Annotated in this window: 20 protein-coding genes; 6 read left to right on the plus strand and 14 right to left on the minus strand. The window is 74.3% G+C overall.

Annotated elements, in window-relative coordinates:
• Positions 1-27: 27 nt before the first annotated feature.
• Genes AB0B41_RS06785 through AB0B41_RS06800 form a run of 4 tightly spaced genes read right to left on the minus strand, consistent with a single transcriptional unit; the run spans position 28 to position 3902 of the window.
• Positions 28-1053, minus strand: a complete 1026-nt coding sequence (locus AB0B41_RS06785) for an ABC transporter ATP-binding protein (protein ID WP_358199793.1) — start codon at positions 1051-1053, stop codon at positions 28-30.
• Positions 1050-1832, minus strand: a complete 783-nt coding sequence (locus tag AB0B41_RS06790; RefSeq protein WP_358199795.1) for an ABC transporter permease subunit — start codon at positions 1830-1832, stop codon at positions 1050-1052. Before AB0B41_RS06790 ends, AB0B41_RS06785 begins: the two co-directional genes overlap by 4 nt.
• Complete coding sequence (locus AB0B41_RS06795; RefSeq protein WP_358199797.1) at positions 1829-2737, minus strand: ABC transporter permease; 909 nt, start codon at positions 2735-2737, stop codon at positions 1829-1831. Before AB0B41_RS06795 ends, AB0B41_RS06790 begins: the two co-directional genes overlap by 4 nt.
• Positions 2738-2753: 16 nt before the next feature.
• On the minus strand, positions 2754-3902 hold the full coding sequence (locus AB0B41_RS06800; RefSeq protein WP_358199799.1) for an ABC transporter substrate-binding protein: 1149 nt from the start codon (positions 3900-3902) through the stop codon (positions 2754-2756).
• A 310-nt stretch (positions 3903-4212) separates the two neighbouring features.
• Between AB0B41_RS06800 and AB0B41_RS06805 the strand changes: the two genes are divergently transcribed.
• Positions 4213-4965, plus strand: coding sequence for a LuxR C-terminal-related transcriptional regulator (locus tag AB0B41_RS06805; RefSeq protein ID WP_358199801.1), 753 nt, complete (start codon positions 4213-4215; stop codon positions 4963-4965).
• Positions 4966-5028: 63 nt separating this feature from the next.
• Here the strand turns inward: AB0B41_RS06805 and AB0B41_RS06810 are convergent, their stop codons facing one another.
• The gene (locus tag AB0B41_RS06810) at positions 5029-6447 is read right to left on the minus strand and encodes a class II fumarate hydratase (protein ID WP_358199803.1); all 1419 of its coding nucleotides are present in this window, start codon (positions 6445-6447) and stop codon (positions 5029-5031) included.
• 207 nt (positions 6448-6654) lie between these two features.
• Here AB0B41_RS06810 and AB0B41_RS06815 point away from each other — a divergent pair, with 207 nt between their 5' ends.
• Positions 6655-7425: a helix-turn-helix domain-containing protein gene (locus tag AB0B41_RS06815; RefSeq protein WP_358199805.1), complete on the plus strand. Its 771-nt coding sequence runs from the start codon at positions 6655-6657 to the stop codon at positions 7423-7425.
• 248 nt (positions 7426-7673) lie between these two features.
• On the opposite strand, the gene glpX is transcribed toward AB0B41_RS06815, so the two are convergent.
• On the minus strand, positions 7674-8723 hold the full coding sequence (glpX, locus tag AB0B41_RS06820; RefSeq protein WP_358199807.1) for a class II fructose-bisphosphatase: 1050 nt from the start codon (positions 8721-8723) through the stop codon (positions 7674-7676).
• 196 nt (positions 8724-8919) lie between these two features.
• Here glpX and AB0B41_RS06825 point away from each other — a divergent pair, with 196 nt between their 5' ends.
• On the plus strand, positions 8920-9549 hold the full coding sequence (locus AB0B41_RS06825; protein WP_358199810.1) for a DUF4245 domain-containing protein: 630 nt from the start codon (positions 8920-8922) through the stop codon (positions 9547-9549).
• Positions 9550-9559: 10 nt separating this feature from the next.
• Here AB0B41_RS06825 and AB0B41_RS06830 read toward each other — a convergent pair whose 3' ends face one another.
• The 3 genes from AB0B41_RS06830 to AB0B41_RS06840 are packed head-to-tail and all read right to left on the minus strand — an operon-like array spanning position 9560 to position 11653.
• Positions 9560-9778 carry an exodeoxyribonuclease VII small subunit gene (locus AB0B41_RS06830; protein WP_358199812.1) on the minus strand — a complete coding sequence of 73 codons (219 nt, stop codon included), beginning with the start codon at positions 9776-9778 and terminating at the stop codon, positions 9560-9562.
• Entirely contained in the window at positions 9771-11006 is a 1236-nt protein-coding gene (xseA, locus tag AB0B41_RS06835) for an exodeoxyribonuclease VII large subunit (protein WP_358199814.1), read from the minus strand. Before xseA ends, AB0B41_RS06830 begins: the two co-directional genes overlap by 8 nt.
• The gene (locus AB0B41_RS06840) at positions 11003-11653 is read right to left on the minus strand and encodes a lipid droplet-associated protein (RefSeq protein WP_358199816.1); all 651 of its coding nucleotides are present in this window, start codon (positions 11651-11653) and stop codon (positions 11003-11005) included. Before AB0B41_RS06840 ends, xseA begins: the two co-directional genes overlap by 4 nt.
• A gap of 102 nt (positions 11654-11755) precedes the next feature.
• Here AB0B41_RS06840 and AB0B41_RS06845 point away from each other — a divergent pair, with 102 nt between their 5' ends.
• Complete coding sequence (locus tag AB0B41_RS06845) at positions 11756-12724, plus strand: 4-hydroxy-3-methylbut-2-enyl diphosphate reductase (RefSeq protein ID WP_358199819.1); 969 nt, start codon at positions 11756-11758, stop codon at positions 12722-12724.
• On the opposite strand, the gene AB0B41_RS06850 is transcribed toward AB0B41_RS06845, so the two are convergent.
• The 5 genes from AB0B41_RS06850 to AB0B41_RS06870 form a co-directional block, all read right to left on the minus strand.
• Complete coding sequence (locus tag AB0B41_RS06850; protein ID WP_358199821.1) at positions 12654-13259, minus strand: DUF6542 domain-containing protein; 606 nt, start codon at positions 13257-13259, stop codon at positions 12654-12656. The genes AB0B41_RS06845 and AB0B41_RS06850 overlap by 71 nt on opposite strands.
• The gene (gene rmuC, locus AB0B41_RS06855) at positions 13256-14848 is read right to left on the minus strand and encodes a DNA recombination protein RmuC (RefSeq protein WP_358199823.1); all 1593 of its coding nucleotides are present in this window, start codon (positions 14846-14848) and stop codon (positions 13256-13258) included. Before rmuC ends, AB0B41_RS06850 begins: the two co-directional genes overlap by 4 nt.
• A gap of 178 nt (positions 14849-15026) precedes the next feature.
• A complete protein-coding gene (locus AB0B41_RS06860; protein WP_358199825.1) occupies positions 15027-15518 on the minus strand; it encodes a methylated-DNA--[protein]-cysteine S-methyltransferase in 492 nt (163 codons plus the stop codon).
• Positions 15515-17008, minus strand: coding sequence for an AlkA N-terminal domain-containing protein (locus AB0B41_RS06865; RefSeq protein WP_358199827.1), 1494 nt, complete (start codon positions 17006-17008; stop codon positions 15515-15517). Before AB0B41_RS06865 ends, AB0B41_RS06860 begins: the two co-directional genes overlap by 4 nt.
• A gap of 111 nt (positions 17009-17119) precedes the next feature.
• Positions 17120-17596, minus strand: coding sequence for a hypothetical protein (locus tag AB0B41_RS06870; RefSeq protein ID WP_358199829.1), 477 nt, complete (start codon positions 17594-17596; stop codon positions 17120-17122).
• Between the two features lie 221 nt (positions 17597-17817).
• Here AB0B41_RS06870 and AB0B41_RS06875 point away from each other — a divergent pair, with 221 nt between their 5' ends.
• Together AB0B41_RS06875 and ychF are read left to right on the plus strand one after the other, a co-directional pair.
• Positions 17818-18456 carry a sigma-70 family RNA polymerase sigma factor gene (locus AB0B41_RS06875; RefSeq protein ID WP_358199831.1) on the plus strand — a complete coding sequence of 213 codons (639 nt, stop codon included), beginning with the start codon at positions 17818-17820 and terminating at the stop codon, positions 18454-18456.
• Positions 18457-18523: 67 nt separating this feature from the next.
• Positions 18524-19597 carry a redox-regulated ATPase YchF gene (ychF, locus tag AB0B41_RS06880; RefSeq protein ID WP_358199833.1) on the plus strand — a complete coding sequence of 358 codons (1074 nt, stop codon included), beginning with the start codon at positions 18524-18526 and terminating at the stop codon, positions 19595-19597.
• Positions 19598-20194: the final 597 nt, after the last annotated feature.

The raw sequence follows: 20194 nt of genomic DNA on the forward strand, positions 1-20194 counted from the left end.
AGCACCACTTACCGCGCACAGGCGGCGTCAGCCGCTGATCTGGACCGTGGTGTCCGCGCCGATCGCGGGGAGGCCGGGGCGGGTGACGGCGTCGGCCGTCAGCTCACCGACCTCGGTGCGGATCACCAGCCGGGTCACCGGGCCGAGGAAGGTGCTGGTCAGCACGGTGCCCGGGAGGCCGTCCGGCGCGCCGACGAGCAGCGCCTCCGGGCGGACCTGGGTGGTCTCCGCCGCGCCCGGGGTGATCCGGCCGTCCGAGACCGGGACGATGTTCATGACGCCCACGAACTCGGCGACGAACGGGGTCGCGGGCCGCGCGTAGACCTCCTGCGGCACGTCGACCTGCTCCATCCGCCCCGCGTTGAGCACCGCGACCCGGTCGGCGACGGCGAGCGCCTCCGACTGGTCGTGCGTGACGAACAGCGTGGTGATCCCCTCCGCGAGCTGCAGCCGGCGGATCTCGTCGCGCAGCTGCACGCGCACCCGGGCGTCGAGCGCGGAGAGCGGCTCGTCGAGCAGCAGCACGCTCGGCCGCACGGCGAGCGCCCGCGCCAGCGCCACCCGCTGCTGCTGGCCGCCGGAGAGCTCGTGCGGGTAGGAGCCGCCGCGGTCGCCGAGCCCGACCAGCTCCAGCAGCTCGGCCGCCCGCCGCCCCCGCTCGGCCCCGCCGACCTTGCGCATCCGCAGGCCGAAGGCGACGTTCTCCGCCGCCGTCATCGTCGGGAACAGGCTGTAGGCCTGGAACACCATCCCGGTGTCGCGCCTGCTCGCCGGGACTCCGGTGACGTCCCGCCCGTCGATGCGGATCTCCCCGCTCGTCGGCCGGTCGAACCCGGCGAGCAGGCGCAGCGCCGTCGTCTTGCCGCAGCCGGAGGGGCCGAGCAGGGCCAGCAGCTCGCCGCGGCGCAGGGCCAGGTCGAGCCCGTCGAGCGCGCGGGTCTCGCCGAACAGCCGGCTCACACCCCGGAACTCGACGGCGGCGTCCGTCGCCGTCTCCGCGGGGGACTTCTGCACAGCGGTCACGATCTCCTCCGCAGCGATGGTCGGCTTCACGGGTTCCGCCTCCGGCGGGAGCCGACGAACGACACAGCCAGGAGCAACACCCAGGTGAGCAGCAGGCTGGCCAGGGACAGGGCCACCGACACCCCCGCGGCGCTGCGGCCGGTCTCCACGACGGCGATCGGGAAGGTGTCGGTGTAGAGCAGGATCCGCGCGATCACGATCTCGCCCAGCACCAGCGCCAGGGTGAGGAAGGCGGCGCCGAGCACCGCGCTGCGGATCGCGGGCAGGACCACGCGGACCAGAGCCGTCGTCATCCCGGCGCCGAGGTTGCGGGCGGCCTCGACGAGGGTCCGCAGCGGGATCGCGGCGAGCCCGTTGTCCACGGCGCGGTAGGCGAACGGCAGCGCGAGGATCACGTAGAAGGGCGTGAGCGCGCTGGTCGACGAGTCGAACAGCGCCCGGAACACCGGCCCGCCCAGGTTGGCCTGCACGAACGCGATGCCGGCCGCCATCACCACGGGCGGGATGACGATCGGGAGGATCGTCGCGCTCTCCAGCACGGCGGCCAGCGACGGGAACCGCAGCCGGACCCACACCGCCGTCGGGACCACCAGGAGCAGCACGATCACCGCGGTCAGCACGGCGATCCGCAGCGAGGTGAACAACGCGGAGAGCAGGACCGGGTCCTCGGCGATGCGGGTGTAGTTCGCGACGCCGTAGCCGCCGCCGGGCGCGCGGAGGCTGAACTCCGCGGACGCGATCAGCGGAACCAGGAAGTAGAGCGCGGCCAGGGCGAGCACGACGACCCGCCAGCGCCGCCCCCGCGTCACCGCCGGCTCCAGCGCGCGGCGCGCCGCTGCAGCCACAGGTACGCGACCATCACGATCGCGATCACCACCACCATGTCGAGACCGAGCGCCAGGCCGACGTTGGCCTGCCCGACGAGCACGTTGCCGGACAGCGCCGACGCGATCGCCGTCGGCACGAGCGGGATGGAACCGCTGGTCAGGGCCAGGGCGGTGGCGTAGGCGGCGAAGGCGTTGCCGAACAGGACCAGCGTGGCGCCGGCGAAGGCGGGCGCCAGCACCGGCAGCGCCACCAGCCGCCAGTACGACCAGGCCGACGCGCCCAGGTTCTCCGCCGCCTCCCGCCACTGCGGCAGCAGACCCTCCAGGGCGGGCGTGATCAGGATGACCATGAGCGGGATCTGGAAGTAGACGTAGGTCAGGGCGAGGCCGGTCAGCGAGTCGATCCGGAAGCCCGACGCGTACAGGTCGATCCCCGCCGACCGCAGCCAGGCCGTCGCCAGGCCGGTCTGCCCCAGCGCGGCGATGAACGCGAACGCCAGCGGCACGCCGCCGAAGTAGGCGAGTACACCCGAGGCGGTGGAGACGGTGCGGCGCAACGGCGAGCGCGGCCGGGCCGTGAGCACCGCCTGGGCCAGGAAGGTGCCGAACACCGCGCCGATCACCGCCGTGACCGCGGACAGCAGCAGGCTCTGCCGGAAGGCGAGCAGGTACTGCGGGGAGGTCAGGGACGCGACGAGGTTGCCCAACGTGGGGCGGCCGTCGGCGTCGGTGAAGGCGCCGCTGATCACGAAGTACAGCGGGCCGCCGAGGAAGACCAGGAAGTAGAGCGCGAAGGGCAGCAGCCCCAGCGCGGCGCGCCACCGCCGCTCCGGGCGTGCGGCGGGCGCGTCCGGAGCGGCGGCGGGCGTGTCGAGGAGGGATGACACAGCGGGACGGCCGGGCTCAGGCCGTGGCGGTGGCCCACTGTTGGGCGACCACCTGCTTGGCCTGGTCGGTCTGCGCCTGCGTGGGGTACTGCGCGGTGCCCTGGACCGGCGGCAGCGCGGCGACCAGCTCCGGCGTGGCGGTGCCGGCCTGCTGCATCTGCGGCAGCCGGACCGGACGGGCCTTGCCGGCCAGCCACAGGTTCTGGCCCTCGTCGGAGTACAGGAACTCCTGCCAGAGCCGGGCCGCGGCCGGGTGCGGCGCGTTCTTGTTGACCGCCTGCGAGTAGAACTCGGCGAACAGCCCGTCGGACGGCACGGTGACCTTCCACTCGAAGCCGGCCTTGACCTTCTCGGCCTGCGCGACGTTGGTGTAGTCCCAGTCCAGGACGATCGGCGTCTGCCCGCTCTCGATGGTCGCCGCGTTCGGGTCGACCTTCAGCAGGTTGCCGCTCTTGGCGAGCTGGCCGAAGAAGTTCACGCCGGGCGTGATGTCATCGAGCGAGCCGCCGTTGGCCAGCGCGCCGGCCCACACGGAGGCGAATCCGGCCGCGGCCTGCGTCGGGTCGCCGTTGATCGCGACCTGGCCCTTGTACTCGGGCTTCGCGAGGTCGGCGATCGTGGTGGGGCAGTTCGCGACCAGCTCCGCGTTGCAGCCGATCGAGATGTAGCCGCCGTAGTCGTTGACCCAGGCGCCGTTCGCGTCCTTGTTGGCCGCGGGGATGTCGTTCCAGGTCGCGACCTGGTAGGGGGCGAAGAGCTGGGTGTTGCCGGTGGCGAACGCCTGGCCGAGGTCCAGCACGTCGGGCGCCCGGTCCTGGGTGCCGAGCTGGTTGACGGCGTTGATCTCGTCCTGGCTCGAGCCCTCCGGGTTCGCCGAGTTCACGGTGATCCCGTACTTGTCGCCGAACGCCTTGATGATGGCGCCGTAGTTCGCCCAGTCCGGCGGCAGCGCGATGACGTTGAGCTGGCCCTCCTGCTTCGCCGCCTGCACGAGCGCGTCCATGCCGCCGCCCGCCTGTGCCGAGGTGGCCGTGGCCCAGCCGCCGGACTCGGAGGAGCCGCCGCCCCCGCCGCCCGAGCTCACACACGCCGTGGCCGCCAGGGCCACCGCCGCCACGCACGCCGCCAGCGCGCCGGCCCGGCCCCACCTCTTCCGCACGTTCATCGCTCTCCTCACCGAACACTCCCGGCGGCCGCGCGCCGCCCGGCGAAGCCTCACCCGTCCGGGCGGCCGCGGGGTGACCGGCGGCCGTCGATCGGGTGGCGCGCCGTCGTCCGGCCGGGGGACAGCCGATCTTCCGCGCAGAAGACTCCTATACTCCGGGCGTCTTCCCGGGAGGGCCGTTACCGAGGTGTGACGGGAAGGTCGACACGGCCCGGGGTTAACCCCGCGGGCCCGGCGGCCGAACAGTCCCGGGCGGCGCATCACGGGACGGGGCCGCGCGCTCTTCCCTCGGGGCGGGGCAGGAGGGGTGATGGGCACGCGGGCCGAGCGGGAGTGGATGGAGCTCGTCGCCGCCCTGATGACGGAGCCGCTGGTCGAGATGCCGGTGAACCGGCTGGCCGAGGCGCTCGCCCGCACCTTCGAGACCGCCGGGGTCACCTACAGCGAGGTCGTGCCCGACGAGCCGGTGCGCCACGTCTGGCTCGACGGCGGGCTCGGCGAGCACTTCGCCGAGCTGGCCGAGTGGAGCGCGTACCGGGCGCCCGCCGAGCACCCGCTGCTGCGCTTCCACCTCTCCTCCGGGCTCTGGGTGCCCCGCCAGACCCGGGCCGTCCCGGCTGAGTTCACGGACCGGTGGGACCGCGACGGCGGCCGCGACCTGGCCGAGTCGTGCGCCGCGCCGAACCAGCTCTCGCTGCCGCTGCGCGCGACGCCGCGGCTCGCGCGGTCGTTCGTGCTCGGGCGGACCGAGCCCTGGTCCCCGGCCGAGGAGGCCTTCGTCGAGCGGCTGTGGCGGCTGCTCACCGGGCTGGAACGGCAGATCACGGCGTTGGCCGTGGTGACCGCCGGCAAGGGGCTGGGCACGGCGGAGATCCCGCTGACCCCGCGCGAGCGGGCCGTCCTCGGGCTGCTCGCGCAGGGCCTCACCGCGGGCACGATCGCGCGGCGGCTCGACATCTCACCGCGCACCGTCCAGAAGCACCTGGAGCGCTGCTACGTGAAGCTCGGCGTGACCGACCGCCTCTCCGCCGTGCTACGCGCCCAGGCGCTGCACCTGGTGTAGCGGCCGGTTCTACCGCCCTCCGTGCCGAGGGTCGGGCTACCGCCCTCCGTGCCGAGGGTCGGGCTACCGCCCTCCGCGGGCCATCCGCAGCACGTCGAGCGCGCTGTCGAGCTGCTCCTCGGTGAGCTTGCCGCTCTCCACGTGCCCGCGCTCCAGCACCACCTCGCGGATGGTGCGGCGCTCCTTGAGCGACTGCTTGGCGATCGACGCCGCCTCCTCGTAGCCGATGTACTTGTTCAGCGGCGTGACGATCGACGGCGAGGACTCGGCGTACTCGCGGGTGCGGTCGAGGTCGGCCTCGGCGCCGGCGACGACCTTGTCGGCGAGCAGCCGCGCGACGTTCGACAGCAGCCGCGCGGACTCGAGGACGTTGCGCGCCATGACCGGCATCATCACGTTGAGCTCGAGGTTGCCCTGGCTGCCGGAGAAGGCGACGGTCGCGTCGTTGCCGATGACCTGGGCGGCGACCATCATCGTCGCCTCGCAGATCACCGGGTTGACCTTGCCGGGCATGATCGACGAACCGGGCTGCAGGTCGGGCAGGTGCACCTCGGCGAGCCCGGTGCGCGGGCCCGAGGAGAGCCACCGCAGGTCGTTGGCGATCTTGTAGAGCGACACGGCGACGGTGCGCAGCGCGCCGGAGGCCTCGACCAGCCCGTCGCGCGAGCCCTGGGCCTCGATGTGGTCGGGCGCCTCGGACAGCGCGTCGAGCCCGGTCGCGGACCGCAGCTCCTCGACGACGCCGGCGCCGAAGCCCTCCGGCGCGTTCAGCCCGGTGCCGACCGCGGTGCCGCCGATCGGCAGCTGGCCGAGCCGGGGCAGGACGTCCCGGACCCGGGCGGCGCCGTACTCGGCCTGGGTGGCCCAGCCGCCGGCCTCCTGGCCGAGCGTGATCGGCACGGCGTCCATCAGGTGCGTGCGGCCGGCCTTCACGACCTCGGCCCAGTCCTCGGCGCGGGTGCGCAGGGTCGCGGCCAGGTGCTTCAGTGCCGGCACGACGTCCGTGGCCAGCGCCTCGGTGGCGGCCAGGTGGATCGTGGTCGGGAAGACGTCGTTCGACGACTGCGAGGCGTTGACGTGGTCGTTCGGGTGCACGTCCTGCCCGGACGCCCGGGTGGCCAGCGTCGCGATCACCTCGTTGGCGTTCATGTTCGACGAGGTGCCGGAGCCGGTCTGGAAGACGTCGACCGGGAAGTGCCCGTCGTGCTCGCCCGCGGCGACCTCGTCGGCGGCCTCGGCGATCGCGCCGGCCAGCTTCTCGTCGAGCACCCCGATCCGCCCGTTCACCCGCGCCGCCGCGCCCTTGACCAGGCCGAGCGCGCGGATCTGCGCGCGCTCGAGGCCGCGCCCGGAGATCGGGAAGTTCTCGACGGCACGCTGGGTCTGCGCACGGTAGAGGGCGGTCGCGGGGACCCGGACCTCGCCCATGGTGTCGTGCTCGATGCGGAAGTCGCCGGTGCCGCCGGCCGCGTCGTCGCTCATGACCTCATCCTCCGCCTGAGGGTGCCCTTACCGCTCGGTCCGATGACCGGGATTACATCCTCCGTGGTATCCCGTTCGCGCGCCCGGCGCAGGGGTTTGGACCGGGCGGGCGGAATCGGTCGGCGGGGGTATGTACAGCGGTAACGATCAGCTCTCCGTATCGGAGCCATTACACAGGCGGTGTCGACGGAGGGGGTCGAGGACGCCATGACAGGTCGGGACGACGGGGACTGGTTGGAGTTCACCGCCGAGCTGTTGCGGGAGCCGCTGACGGAGCTGCCGCTGGATCGCGTCACGAGAATGCTGCAGGAGACGTTCGGGGCGCCGGCCGTGGGGACCGCCGAGCTCGGCCCGGACGGCACGGCGGACGGGGAGATCTACCCGCTCGACGCCGCCCTCGAGGGCCACCGCGAGGACATGCTCACGTGGAGCGCCTCGCACGCCGTGGAGAACCCGATCGCCCGGTACTTCCTCGCGACCGCGGACGTCCGCCCGGTCCAGCTCGCCGACGTCCCGGGGCACTTCACGGACCGGCGGGTCTACGGCGAGGGAGCGGCGCTGGCGCAGGCCTGCGGCGTGGCGGAGCAGCTGTGCCTGCCCACCGGCGGACCCGACCACCCGCGCCTGCTGGTCGTCGGCAGGCCCGAGGTCTTCGCCCCGTCCGAGCTGCGGCTCGCGGACCGCATCTGGCGCCTCGTCGTCGGGCTCGACCGCCAGGCCCGCGCCTACTCGGCCGCGCTGCGCAACGCCTCGCCGTCGGGCCGCGACGTCGCCAGCGCCATCCGCCTCACCCCGCGTGAGCGGTCGGTGCTCGGGCTGCTGGCCGAGGGGCTGACCGCCGGGGCCATCGCGCGGCGGCTCGACATCGCCGAGCGCACCGTGCACAAGCACCTCGAGCGCTGCTACTCCAAGCTCGGCGTGGCGGACCGGCTCACCGCTGTACTCGCCGCACAACGGCTGGGTCTGGTCGCCGCCTGAGCCGAGCGGACCCGCTCGAACATGCCCCTGAGAGGCGATCAGCCTCCCTCGTTCGGCCGAACGGGCGGATACGCAAAGTTGTCGATGCCTCCGTCGGGGGCAAGGAGCACGATGAGGTCGAGCCGCCGGAGGGGCGGTGGCCCAGGGGTGGCACCCAGCGGGTGTCCGATCCGGTGCGGGGCAGGGCACGGCCCCGCACCGGGCACCCCGTGACGCCCGCCCTCCGAGCGCCGTCCGGGGCCGCGCCGTCAGGGCAGCGGCGGGGCCTCGACGTCCTCGTGGGTGGGGCTGTCGAAGTCGATCGACGCGTACTCGCGCAGCTTCGTGAGCCGGTGGTAGCCGTCGATCAGCCGGACCGTGCCGGACTTGGACCGCATGACGATGGACTGGGTCGTGCAGCCGCCGGCGCGGTAGTGCACGCCGCGCAGCAGGTCCCCGTCCGTGACGCCGGTGGCGCAGAAGAACACGTTCTCGCCGGTCACGAGCTCGTTCGTGGTGAGCACCCGGTCGAGGTCGTGGCCCGCGGCCATCGCCTTGGAGCGCTCCTCGTCGTCCTTGGGCCAGAGCCGGCCCTGGATCTCCCCGCCCATGCACTTGAGCGCGGCCGCGGCGATGATCCCCTCCGGGGTGCCGCCGATGCCGACCAGCATGTCCACACCGGTGCTCGGGCGGGCCGCGGCGATCGCGCCGGCCACGTCGCCGTCGGAGATGAACCGGATCCGGGCGCCGGTGTCGCGCACGTCCTTGACGAGCTGCTCGTGCCGCGGGCGGTCGAGGATGGTGACCGTGACGTCCCGGACGTCGATCTCCTTGGCCTTCGCCACCGCGCGGATGTTGTCGCCCACCGGCTTGCTGATGTCGATGTGGCCGGCCGCGTCCGGGCCGACCGCGAGCTTCTCCATGTAGAACACGGCCGACGGGTCGAACATCGCGTCCCGCTCGGCGACCGCGAGCACGGCCAGGGCGTTGGGCATGCCCTTGGCCATCAGCGTGGTGCCGTCGATGGGGTCGACGGCGACGTCGCACCAGGGGCCCTCGCCGTTGCCGACCTGCTCGCCGTTGTAGAGCATGGGCGCCTCGTCCTTCTCGCCCTCGCCGATCACCACGATCCCGCGCATCGACACGGTCCCGATCAGGTGGCGCATGGCGTCGACGGCCGCCCCGTCGCCGCCGTTCTTGTCGCCGCGGCCGACCCAACGGCCCGCCGCCATCGCGGCGGCCTCGGTGACGCGCACCAGCTCCATGGCCAGGTTGCGGTCCGGGGCCTCGCGGCGTCGCTCGGGCTTGGGTCCAGTCATCGGGCCTCCTTGGCTCGGGTGTACCGGTCGCATCGCAGGGGTCGGCGAACGCGGCCGACCCCCGGCCCCGCCACGCGCGGCGGGCTCGGCGGCGGCGGGGGATCCGTGTCCGATCCTCGCAGAACCGGACGCCGCACGGGGTGCAGAGCGACGGACGCCATGCACATCGCCGTGCGCGGTGGGGGACCATGGAGGGGTGAGCGCCGACCCGTCCCCCGCCCCGCAGGGCCCGCCGCCCCCGGGCAAGCCGTCGCGCGGATCGCTGCGCGCCCGGGACATGCTGATGTGCCTCGCGGTCCTGCTGGTGATCGTCGCGGTCGGCGGCGGGGTGCGGTCCTGCTCGTTCGCGCCCGGCGGCCCGACCGTCGACCCGAACAGCGCGCCCACGGTCGACGCGGCGGCCCGGCTCGCGGAGTTCGCCCGGGCCTCCGAGTTCCCGCTGCGCGTCCCCGCCGTGCCGCAGGGCTGGCGGAGCAACTCCACCGACCGCAGCCCGGTCGACGGCGGCGGCACCGCGGTCCGGGTCGGGTACCTCACGCCGGAGGGCAAGTACCTCCGGCTCGTGCAGAGCGACGGCGGCGAGGAGGCCCTCGTCGCGACCGAGGCCGGCGGGCCGGTGGCCGGCACCGGGGTGACCGACGCCGCCGGGCTGCGCTGGGTGACCTATCAGAAGGAGGGCGGCGAGCCCTTCCGCGTCACGACCGCGCCGGACGACCCGCAGGTCCGCTGGCTCGTCACCGGCAGCGGCACGGACGCGGACTTCGCCGCGCTGGCCCGGGCGACCGTGGCCGGGCAGGCCCTTCCCGCGGGCGCCGAGCAGAACTGAGCCGCAGGGGTCAGTCCTCGGCCTCGGCGTCGGCGAGGGCCTTCTCCACCCGCTCCCGCGCCCCGGCCAGGCACTCCTCGCACCGCGTGGCCAACGCCTCGCCGCGCTCCCAGAGCGCGACGGTCTCGTCGAGGCCCAGCCCGCCCGTCTCCAGGGCACGCACGACCTCGACCAGCTCGTCGCGGGCCTGCTCGTAGCCGAGCCCGCCCACCGGGGGACGCTCACTCATCGCGACCATCCTCCACGGCCGCCCCGACGGTCCCGTCGCCGACCCTGATCCGCAGCCGGTCGCCGGGCGCGACCTCGGCGGTCGAGCGCAGCACCGGCAGGATCTCGTCGCCGGTCACCCGCTGGACGATCGCGTAGCCGCGGGCGAGCGTCGCGCCCGGGCCCAGCGCGGTGAGCCGCGCCCGCAGGTGCGCGATCTCGGCGCCGTTGCGCTCCACCCGCCGCTCGACGGCGGCGCGGGTCGCGGCCCGCAGCCGCTCCAGCTCCTCGTGCCGACGGGACATGTCCCGCAACGGGTCGGCGAGCACGGGCCGGGCCCGCAGCGCGTCGAGCACCCGCTGTTCGCGGTCGACCCAGCCGTGCAGCGCGCGGCGGCCGCGGTCGCGCAGCCCGGTGATCCGCGCGATCTCCTCGGCGAGGTCCGGCACCAGCCGGCGGCCCGCCTCGGTGGGGGTGGAGCACCGCAGGTCGGCGACGTGGTCGACGAGCGGGGTGTCCGGCTCGTGCCCGATCGCCGACACCACCGGCGTGCGGCAGGCGGCGACGGCGCGGCACAGCGTCTCGTCGGAGAAGGGCAGCAGGTCCTCCACGCTGCCCCCGCCGCGGGCGAGCACGATGACGTCGACCGCCGGGTCGCGGTCGAGGATCTCGAGCGCCTCGACGATCTGCCCGACGGCCAGCCCGCCCTGGGTGGCGGTGTTCTCGATCCGGAACTCCACCGCCGGCCAGCGGGCCTGGGCGTTGCTGACGACGTCGTGCTCCGCCGCCGACGCCCGGCCGGTGATCAGCCCGATCCGCTGCGGCAGGAAGGGCAGCCGGCGCTTGCGGGCGGGATCGAACAGCCCCTCCGCGGCCAGCAGCCGGCGCAGCCGCTCGATGCGGGCCAGCAGCTCACCGAGCCCGACCGCCCGGATCCGGTCCACGCGCAGGCTCAGCGTGCCGCGGCCCGGGAAGAAGGAGGGCTTGCCGTGGACGATCACCCGGTTGCCCTCGGCGACCACCTCGCGCTGCTCGGCGACGAGCACCATCGGGGCCGTGAGCTGCAACGACACGTTCGCCACCGGGTCGCGCAGGGTCAGGAACGCGGTCCCCGTACCGGCGCGGGCGGTGACCTGTGCGAGCTGGCCCTCGACCCAGACCGCGCCCAGCCGGTCGATCCACTCGGAGATCTTCCGCGCGACCGTCCGGACCGGCCAGGGCGACTCCTCGGTCGACGGGCCGGCGCTCATCCCTCCCGGACCGCGGTGATCCGGTTCGACAGCATGGTGACGAAGGGCGGCCGGTTCTCGTGCGAGGTCTCCCAGATCAGCAGCGCCTGCAGGCCGGGCAGGTCGAGCTTGCGGAGCTTGCCGCGGAGCTGGTGCAGGTTCATGCCGGGGTACTCGGGCAGCACCGCGGGCGGGGTGTCGGCCTCGTCGCCCAGCGTCTGTTCGGCGATGCTCTCGATCGCCGCGCCGGCCACGGTGTCGCCGGGCTGGGCGAGGTGGTCGCCCTCGACCCGGTCCTCGACCTGCGGTGCGGCCGGCTCGTCGGCGGGGGCCGCGGGCTCGACGTCCGCGCCGGGCGCGGGCACGAGGTCGGTGCTGGGGGTGATCGGGGAGGCGGGGGTGTGGCCGTTGGTCGCGGAGTCGTCCACCTCGTCGTCGAAGGTCGCCCAGGCCGGGGCCTCCGGGGCCTGGCCGAACGCGCCGAGGGCCTTGTCGCCCTTGATCGCCAGCTCGGTGACCTTCTGCTGCACGCGCATGGACGCCTGGAGGGCCTGGCTGACCGCGGTCACGGGGAACTCGACGACCAGCCGCGGCAGCTCGCGGACCTGCTCGACGGCGGTGGCGGCCAGGCCGGCGGCGATCCGCACCGGCATCGGGAGCGGGCTCATGGACGCATTGTCCCCCGTGATCGGCGCCCCCCGCAGCACGGGGCGGGTCACCTCACCCACATCCCACGGCGCCCGGGATCGGGCGCCCGTACCCTGGTCGACATGAGTGGTACCGCCGGATCGGACGGCAAGCGCGTCCTCGTCGCGAAGCCCCGCGGGTACTGCGCGGGTGTCGACCGCGCGGTGGAGGCGGTCGAGCAGGCGCTGGACCAGCACGGCGCGCCCGTGTACGTGCGCAAGCAGATCGTGCACAACAAGCACGTCGTGGAGACGTTGAGCGAGCGCGGCGCCGTGTTCGTCGACGAGACCGACGAGGTGCCCGAGGGCGCGATCGTCGTCTTCTCGGCGCACGGGGTGTCCCCCGCGGTGAAGGACCAGGCCAGGGCCCGCTCGCTGAAGACCATCGATGCGACGTGCCCGCTGGTCACCAAGGTGCACCAGGAGGCCAAGCGGTACGCCCGCGAGGACTACGACATCCTGCTGGTCGGGCACGCGGGGCACGAGGAGGTCGAGGGCACCTCCGGCGAGGCCCCCACCCACATCCAGCTGGTGGAGAGCGCCGCCGACGCGGACAAGGTCACCGTGCGGGACCCGGAGAAGGTGGTCTGGCTCTCGCAGACCACGCTGTCGGTCGACGAGACCATGGACACCGTCTCCGCCCTGCGCGAGCGTTTCCCCACGCTGCAGAACCCGCCGAGCGACGACATCTGCTACGCCACCCAGAACCGCCAGGTCGCGGTGAAGGCCATGGCCCCGCAGTGCGACCTCGTCCTGGTCGTCGGCTCGCCGAACTCGTCGAACTCGGTGCGGCTGGTCGAGGTCGCCCTGCAGGCCGGGGCCGGCGCCTCGTACCTCATCGACTACGCCCGCGAGATCGACGAGTCCTGGCTCGAGGGCGTGCGGACCGTCGGCGTGACGAGCGGTGCGTCGGTGCCCGAGGTGCTGGTGCGCGGGGTCCTCGACTACCTCGCCGAGCGCGGCTGGGAGTCGGTCGAGGAGGTCACGACCGCCGAGGAGACCCTGACGTTCGCCCTGCCCCGCGAGCTCCGGCCGAGCCGCGCCGCCCGCTGACCCGCGGCTCGTCCTCCTCCTCCTCGTCGTCCGGGAGGTCCCGGTCCCGGCCGCGCACCCCGAGGCGGCCGAGCCGGCTGACGGCGTCGTCCGGGCCGGTGCGCTGCACGATCAGCCGCAGCAGACCGATGAGCAGCGTGAGGCCGGTGGCCACCGCCATGATCGGGAATCCGTTGACCAGCGGCGCCCCGACCATGAGCACGGTCTCGGTGAGCCCGGGGCCGGTCTGGCCGACCAGCAGCACGATCACCGGCACCAGCACCGCCACCAGCAGCGGCGGCTGCACCATCGGGCCGAAGAGGTTGCGGCGGCGCACCCAGCCCACGGCGAGCACGCAGCCCACCACGTAGGCGATCCCGAACACCACGCCGAGGGTGCCGATCCGCAGCACGTCGACGAACACGCCGAGCGCGGTGAGCACCACGGCGAGCGCGATCGCCGCCAGGGGCGGGATGCCGAGGACCGTGGCCAACGCGGACCGTTCGGGGACCGGCCAACCGCCGGAGGACCGCGGGGAGGGGTCGCGCGACGTCACCCGTTCACGGTAGCCCGTGGCCCCTCCGGGCCTTGCTCGCGCGTCTGCCATCCGCCGCCGTCACCCTCCCGGGTGGTCTCCCGGCCCGCGTCCCGCGCACCCGGGTCGGGCACCAGCTCGTGCAGCGCGATCAACGACTCGCCCGCGGAGGCGACCAGCTCCGGCGCCGACACCGCCCGCGGGACCCGCTCGACCGGCGCCGGTGCCTCGAGGTCGCCCTCGGACACCTTGAGCTCGGTGAGCCTCCGGGCGGTGACGAGCACGCGCGCCTCGAGCGAGGAGACGGTGCGGTTGTAGCTCTCGACCGCGCCGTCGAGGCTGCGCCCGAGCTTGGCGACGTGCGTGCCCATGGTGGCGAGCCGGCCGTGCAGCTCCCGCCCCAGCTGGTGCACCTGCGCGGCGTTGCGCGCCAACGCCTCCTGCCGCCATCCGTACGCGACGGTGCGCAGCAGCGCGATCAACGTGGTGGGGGTCGCGATCACGACGTTGCGCCCGAAGGCGTGCTCCAGCAGTGCGGGGTCGGCCCGCAGCGCCGCCTCCAGGAACGGGTCGCCCGGCACGAACAGCACCACGAACTCGGGCGTCGGCTCGAACGCCGCCCAGTAGGCCTTCGCCGACAGCTGGTCCACGTGCGCCCGCAACTGCCGCGCGTGCGACTGGAGCTTCTCGCGGTGCACCGTCGGGTCCTCGGTCTCCACGGCCTCCAGGTACGCCGCGAACGGCACCTTGGCGTCGACCACGATCTGCTTGCCGCCGGCCAGGTGCACGAGCATGTCCGGCCGCACCCCGCCCTGGCCCTCGGCCACCCCCTCGCCGGTCACCTGGGTGGCGAAGTCGCAGTGCTCGACCATGCCCGCGAGCTGCACGATCCGCTCCAGCTGCAGCTCGCCCCAGCGCCCGCGGACCTGCGGCGCGCGCAGCGCCGTGACCAGCTGCCGGGTCTCGCCGCGCAGCTTCTCCGAGTTCTGCGCCATCGCCTTGACCTGCTCGACGAGCCCCGCGTACGCCGCCTCCCGCTCGCGTTCGACGGTGCGCAGCTGGCCCTCGACGCGCTGCAGTGCCGCCGCCATCGGGTCGAGCAGCTTGCCGATCGCGGTGGAGCGGGCCGCCTCGTCCTGCTCCGCCTTGGCGTGCAGCGCGGCGGCGGCCTCCCGGATGCGGCCCTCGGCGAGGCTCACGAACTGCTCGTTGTTGCGGGACAACGCCTCCGCCGAGAGCGCCTGGAAGGTCTCGCGCAGCTCCGCGTCCCGCGCGGTGAGCAGCCGCTCGCGCTCGAGTGCTGCCTCGCGCTCGCTGCTCAGCGCGGCCCGGGTGGCCGACACGTCCGACTCCGCGCGCCGCAGCCGCTCCGTGGCGGTGCGCACCTCCTCGTGCAGCTCCTCGATGCGCTCCATCAGCCCGGTCCGCTCGGCCCGGAAGGCCGCGGCCTCGGCCCGGGCGCCCGCCGACGCGGTGGCGGTGGCGCGGGCGGCCTCCGCGGTGGCGACCCGGTGCCGCGCCCCGGCCAGCAGCCACGCCAGCCCGCCCCCGACCGCCAGGCCCAGGAGGAGCCCGGCGAGCAGGAGCGGCAACGCGTTCGAGAGATCCACGATCAGCAGGGTGCACCCGACCCCCGACAAAACCGCGCACCGGCGCGCACTGGCGTCGTCCGATCAGGAGCGAGCGGCGCTCTCGCTCAGTAGGTGAGCGACGGCGCCGCTAGCTCACCACGGTCGCGGGGACGAGCGGCGCTCTGGCTCGGTAGGTGTGAGCGAGAGCGCCGTTCGCTCAGCGGGATTCGCGGTCGAGCAGGGACCGCTTGACCGGCAGGCCCCAGCGGAAACCGCCGAGCGACCCGTCGGTGCGCAAGACTCGGTGGCAGGGCACGAAGAGCGCGGCGGCGTTGCGGGCGCAGGCCGAGGCGGCGGCGCGCACCGCGGCCGGGCGGCCGGCCTTCGCGGCGAACTCGGTGTAGGTCACCGGGCCACCGGCCGGGACCTGCCGCAGCACGTCCCAGGCGTGCTCCAGGAACGCGCCGGACCGCTGCCGCACCGGCACGCCGTCCACGGCGGACAGCTCGCCGGCGTAGTAGGCGCGCACGGCGTCGGCGGCCGCGCCGCCCGCACCGGGCTCCACGGTGGACGGCCGGATCGCGGTGTGCACCAGCGGGACCAGGTCGTCGAGGTCGGCGGTCCAGCCCGAGGCGAGGACCGCCCCGTCGTCGGCGACGACCACGGTGAACGGGCCGTCGGGGGTGTCGAGGGTCGTGCAGGTGCTCATGCCGTCCTCCAGACGGTCGGGTCGGCGGCCGGCCGGGCGGCGGCGCGCCAGAGGTGGGTCGCGGCGTACGACCGCCAGGGCCGCCAGCGGGCGGCGTGCCGGGTCAGACCGTCCACGTCGGACGGCAGGCCCAGCGCCGCGGCACCGCGGCGGACGGCGAGATCGGACACCAGGGGTTCGTCGGGGTCGCCGAGCAGCCGCATCGCGACGTAGCCGGCGGTCCAGGGGCCTACGCCGGGCAGGGCCTGCAGGTCCGCCCGCAGGCCGGCGGGATCGCGTCCGGCGTCGAGCACGAGCGAGCCGTCGGCGACGGCCGACGCGAGCGCCGCGAGGGCGGCGCCCCGGCGGGCGGGGCCGCCCACCGTCGCGGCCACCTGCTCGGCGAGCCGGTCGGCCGGCGGGAAGAGCCGGTCCGGGCCGTCCCCGGCGAGCTCCGCGGGCAGCGGGTCGCCGAGTGCGGCGACGAGCCGGGCCCCCGTCGTGCGCGCCGCGGACACCGAGACCTGTTGGCCCAGCAGGGCCTTGACGGCGATCTCGAGCCCGTCCGCCGCCCCCGGCAGCCGGATCCCGGGCGTCGACGCCACGGAGGACGCCAGCGCCGGGTCCGCGGCCAGTAGCTCGTCGACGGCGACGGGGTCCGCGTCGAGGTCCAGCAGCCGGCGCAGTCGCGCCACCGCCGGGCCGAGGTCGCGGGGTTCGGTGAGCCGCAGCTCCGCCCGCACGTGGCCCGGCGTGTGGTCGCCGAGCCGCAGGGCGACGACGGCCGGGCCGTGCGGCAGCCGCAGCGTCCGCCGGTAGACCCCGTCCGCCACGGACTCCGACCCGGCCAGCGCGCGGCCGGCGAAGTGGGCGAGGAGCCCATCGGCGTCGAACGGCTCGCGGTGCGGGAGCCGCAGGCTCAGCGTCCCGGCGACGGGCGTCGGGCCGCGTCCGGAGGACTCCCGCCGCAGCACGCTCGGCGTGACCGCGTAGACCTCGCGCACGGTGTCGTTGAACTGGCGGACGCTCGCGAAGCCGGCGGCGAACGCGATGTCCGCCATCGACATCGGCGTCGTCTCGATGAGCAGGCGGGCGGTGTGGGCGCGGTGCGCCCGGGCCAGCGCCAAGGGCCCCGCCCCGAGCTCGGCGGTGACGATCCGGGTCAGGTGGCGCTCCGAGTAGCCCAGCGCGGTGGCCAGGCCGGCGACCCCGGAGCGTTCGACGAGGCCGTCGGCGATGAGCCGCATCGCCCGGGCGGCGAGGTCGGACCGGCTGTTCCAGTCCGGTGAGCCCGGGACGGCGTCGGGCAGGCAGCGCCGGCAGGCCCGGTAGCCCTGCTGCTGCGCGGCGGCCGCGGTCGGGAAGAACTCGACGTTGCGGCGCTTGGGTGTGGTCGCGGGGCACGAGGGCCGGCAGTAGATGCCGGTCGTGCGCACCGCCGTGATGAAGACGCCGTCGAACCGCGGGTCGCGCGCGGCGACGGCCCGGTAGCAGCGTTCGATGTCCAGCACGGGAACGACTCTGCCACCCCGCGCCACCCCGCTCTGGCGGGAATCGGACACGTGCGTGGGGCTCTGCTCCGGTTCCCGTGCGCCACCACCAGGGGTGATCGCCGTGCTACGTCAGCCCAGGCGGCAGAGGTTCCCGTCGAGCATCCCCATCGCGCAGGCGCGGCGGATGTTCGCGCGGGTGTCCGGGGACAGGCGTTCGGCGACGGCCTGCCGCTCCCGCTCGCGCCGGCCCTCACCCGGGCGGCGGTCCGCCGCGGCGCTCTGCCGCCGGGCCACGGCCACCGGCTCGGCGACGGCGGGGACCGGCGCCGCGACGGGCTGCGCCGCGGCCGCGATCGCGGGAGTGAGCGCGATCGCGGCGAGCGTGCCGCCGTCGACGACACCGGCCCCCGCAGGTTCGGGAGCCGCGACGGGGGCGGCCGGGACCTCGGGGGCCTCCGGGATCTCGGAGACCGCGGCCGCGGCGAAGGTCGGGAGCGGCACGGGCGCGCTCGTCGCGGACAGCGAGACCGCCGTCATCGTGCTGCCGGACAGCGCCGCCAGCACCGTCCCCGCGATCGCCGTCCGTCCCACCGCACCCGCCGTCACGTCCCGCCCCTTCCGTCGTCCGGTACCCGGGCTATCGACGGCCGCGGGCTCGCGTTAGCCCGGACGGAGCAGCGGAACCCGATCGGGTGGTGGTGCCAGCACCACCTCGACCCGCGGGCAGCACCGCTCCCGCTCGGCAGGCTCGCCGGATGTATCCGCGCGGCGGGTCGGAGAAGTCTCTCCTGTGACGGCCGGACGCCCCGGTCGTCGGGAAGGACGTCATGCGCCCCGCCGACCAGGCACCCGCGACCGAGGAGCCCTCCGCCCGGATCGACCGGCTCGCCCGCGCAGCCGCGACCGGCGACCGCCGCGCCTGCGAGGACCTGATGGCCGCGGTGCACCCGCCGGTGCTGCGCTACTGCCGCGTGCGGCTCGCCCAGGGCGCCGGCGACGCGACCTCGGCCGAGGACATGGCGCAGGACACGATGATCGCCCTGTTCAAGGCGCTGCCGAAGGCGGACCTCGACTCGGGTCCCTTCCTGGCGCTGGCGTTCACGATCGCCCGCAACAAGATCGTCGACACGGTGCGGCGGCGCGGCATCTCCCGCATCGACCTCACCGACGAGGTGCCGGACAGCGTCTCGACGGCCGACGCCCCGGACGAGCTGAGCCTGCGTGCCGAGCAGGCACGGATGGTGCAGCGGCTGCTCGGTCGCCTGCCCGAGCGGCACCGCGACGTGCTGCGCCTGCGGCTCATCGAGGGCCTGTCGGCGGCCGAGACCGCGGCCGTGCTGGGCTCGACGCCCGGCTCCGTCCGCGTCACCCAGCACCGCGCCCTGACCACCCTGCGCCGCTACCTGGCCGAGCGGCAGGGCACGCCCACCATCCCGCGGCAGGCCCTGGAGCTCGCCGCCGTGTGACTCGCCCCGCCGGGTCCGGTACGAGGGGTCCGGAGCCGGCGGGGCGGGACGACTACCCTGGACGCTCGTGTCCCTCACCCTCGGCATCGTCGGGCTGCCCAACGTCGGCAAGTCGACCCTGTTCAACGCCCTGACGCGCAACGACGTGCTCGCGGCGAACTACCCGTTCGCCACGATCGAGCCCAACGTCGGGGTGGTGCCGCTGCCGGACTCCCGCCTCGACAAGCTGGCCGAGATGTTCGCGTCGGCCAAGGTCGTGCCGGCCACGGTCTCGTTCGTCGACATCGCCGGGATCGTGAAGGGCGCCTCCGAGGGCGCCGGGCTGGGCAACAAGTTCCTCGCCAACATCCGCGAGTCCGACGCGATCTGCCAGGTCGTGCGGGTGTTCGCCGACGACGACGTGGTCCACGTCGACGGCAAGGTCGACCCCGGCTCCGACATCTCGGTCATCGAGACGGAGCTGATCCTGGCCGACCTGCAGACGCTGGACAAGGCGATCCCGCGGCTGACCAAGGAAGCCCGGATGCAGAAGGACCGCCGGGAGGTCCTGGCCGCGGCCGAGGCCGCCGCGGAGGTCCTCAACTCGGGCCGCACGCTGTTCCAGGCCGGAGTCGACCCCGCCCCGCTGCGCGAGCTGACCCTGCTGACCACCAAGCCGTTCCTCTACGTGTTCAACGCCGACGAGGGCGTCCTCACGGACGAGACCCGCAAGAAGGAGCTCACCGACCTCGTCGCCCCCGCCGAGGCCGTGTTCCTCGACGCCAAGGTCGAGTCCGAGCTGCTGGAGCTCGACGAGGAGTCGGCCCGCGAGCTGCTCGAGTCGATCGGCCAGCCCGAACCCGGCCTCTACTCGCTCGCCCGTGCGGGCTTCCGCACCCTGGGCCTGCAGACCTACCTCACCGCCGGGCCCAAGGAGGCCCGCGCCTGGACGATCCACCAGGGCGACACGGCCCCCCAGGCCGCCGGCGTGATCCACTCGGACTTCGAGAAGGGCTTCATCAAGGCCGAGATCGTCTCCTACGACGACCTCGTCGCCGCCGGCTCGATGAACGCCGCCAAGTCCGCGGGCAAGGTCCGCATGGAGGGCAAGGACTACGTCATGCAGGACGGGGACGTGGTGGAGTTCCGCTTCAACGTGTAGCCGGGCTGTCTGCGCTCGTCATCGCACCTCCAGTCCGCCTTTGGTCCGCAGGGAGTCCGCAGGATCGCCCACAGCCTCCGTCTACAGCCGATCAGTCGCGGCCCGCGTGCAGTGCTCGGCGGTCGGCCACAGATGGCCGTAGATGTTCTCGAGCTACGCCAGCTCCGCCCACGGGTGGGCGCGTGGTGGCCCTCCGGGAGGTCGTCGGGTTGGCACGGCCGCCCTGGGCTCGTCGACCTGTCGACGGCACGACTCGAAAGACCGAATCTTCTCCTGGTGGTCGCCTCCGTCCTGCCCCTTCAGCTCACACGGCTGGGCTGAGCCGAGGTCGGACGCGCCCAGGGCTACGTCGTGTGCCTCCAGGTGAGCGGGACGAAGTCGAGGCCGAGTTGGTTGATGCCGGATCGCAGTCCGAACTCGACAGCGTCGGGGGCGACGACGGCCCCGGGGGCGGTCCGTAGATCGGCGATCGCTTTCCGGGTTGTTCGGCGACGCCGCGCGTGGAAGTGCGTCCTTCCGCTGCCTTCGGCGTCTGTCGTGGTGTCCGAGTCGCCGAGCAAGGAGTTCAGATGTGCAACGAGGAGTTTCGTTCCGCGG

Origin of the sequence: Pseudonocardia sp. NPDC049154 (genome assembly GCF_040648315.1) — a bacterium.
Taxonomy (GTDB): domain Bacteria; phylum Actinomycetota; class Actinomycetes; order Mycobacteriales; family Pseudonocardiaceae; genus Pseudonocardia.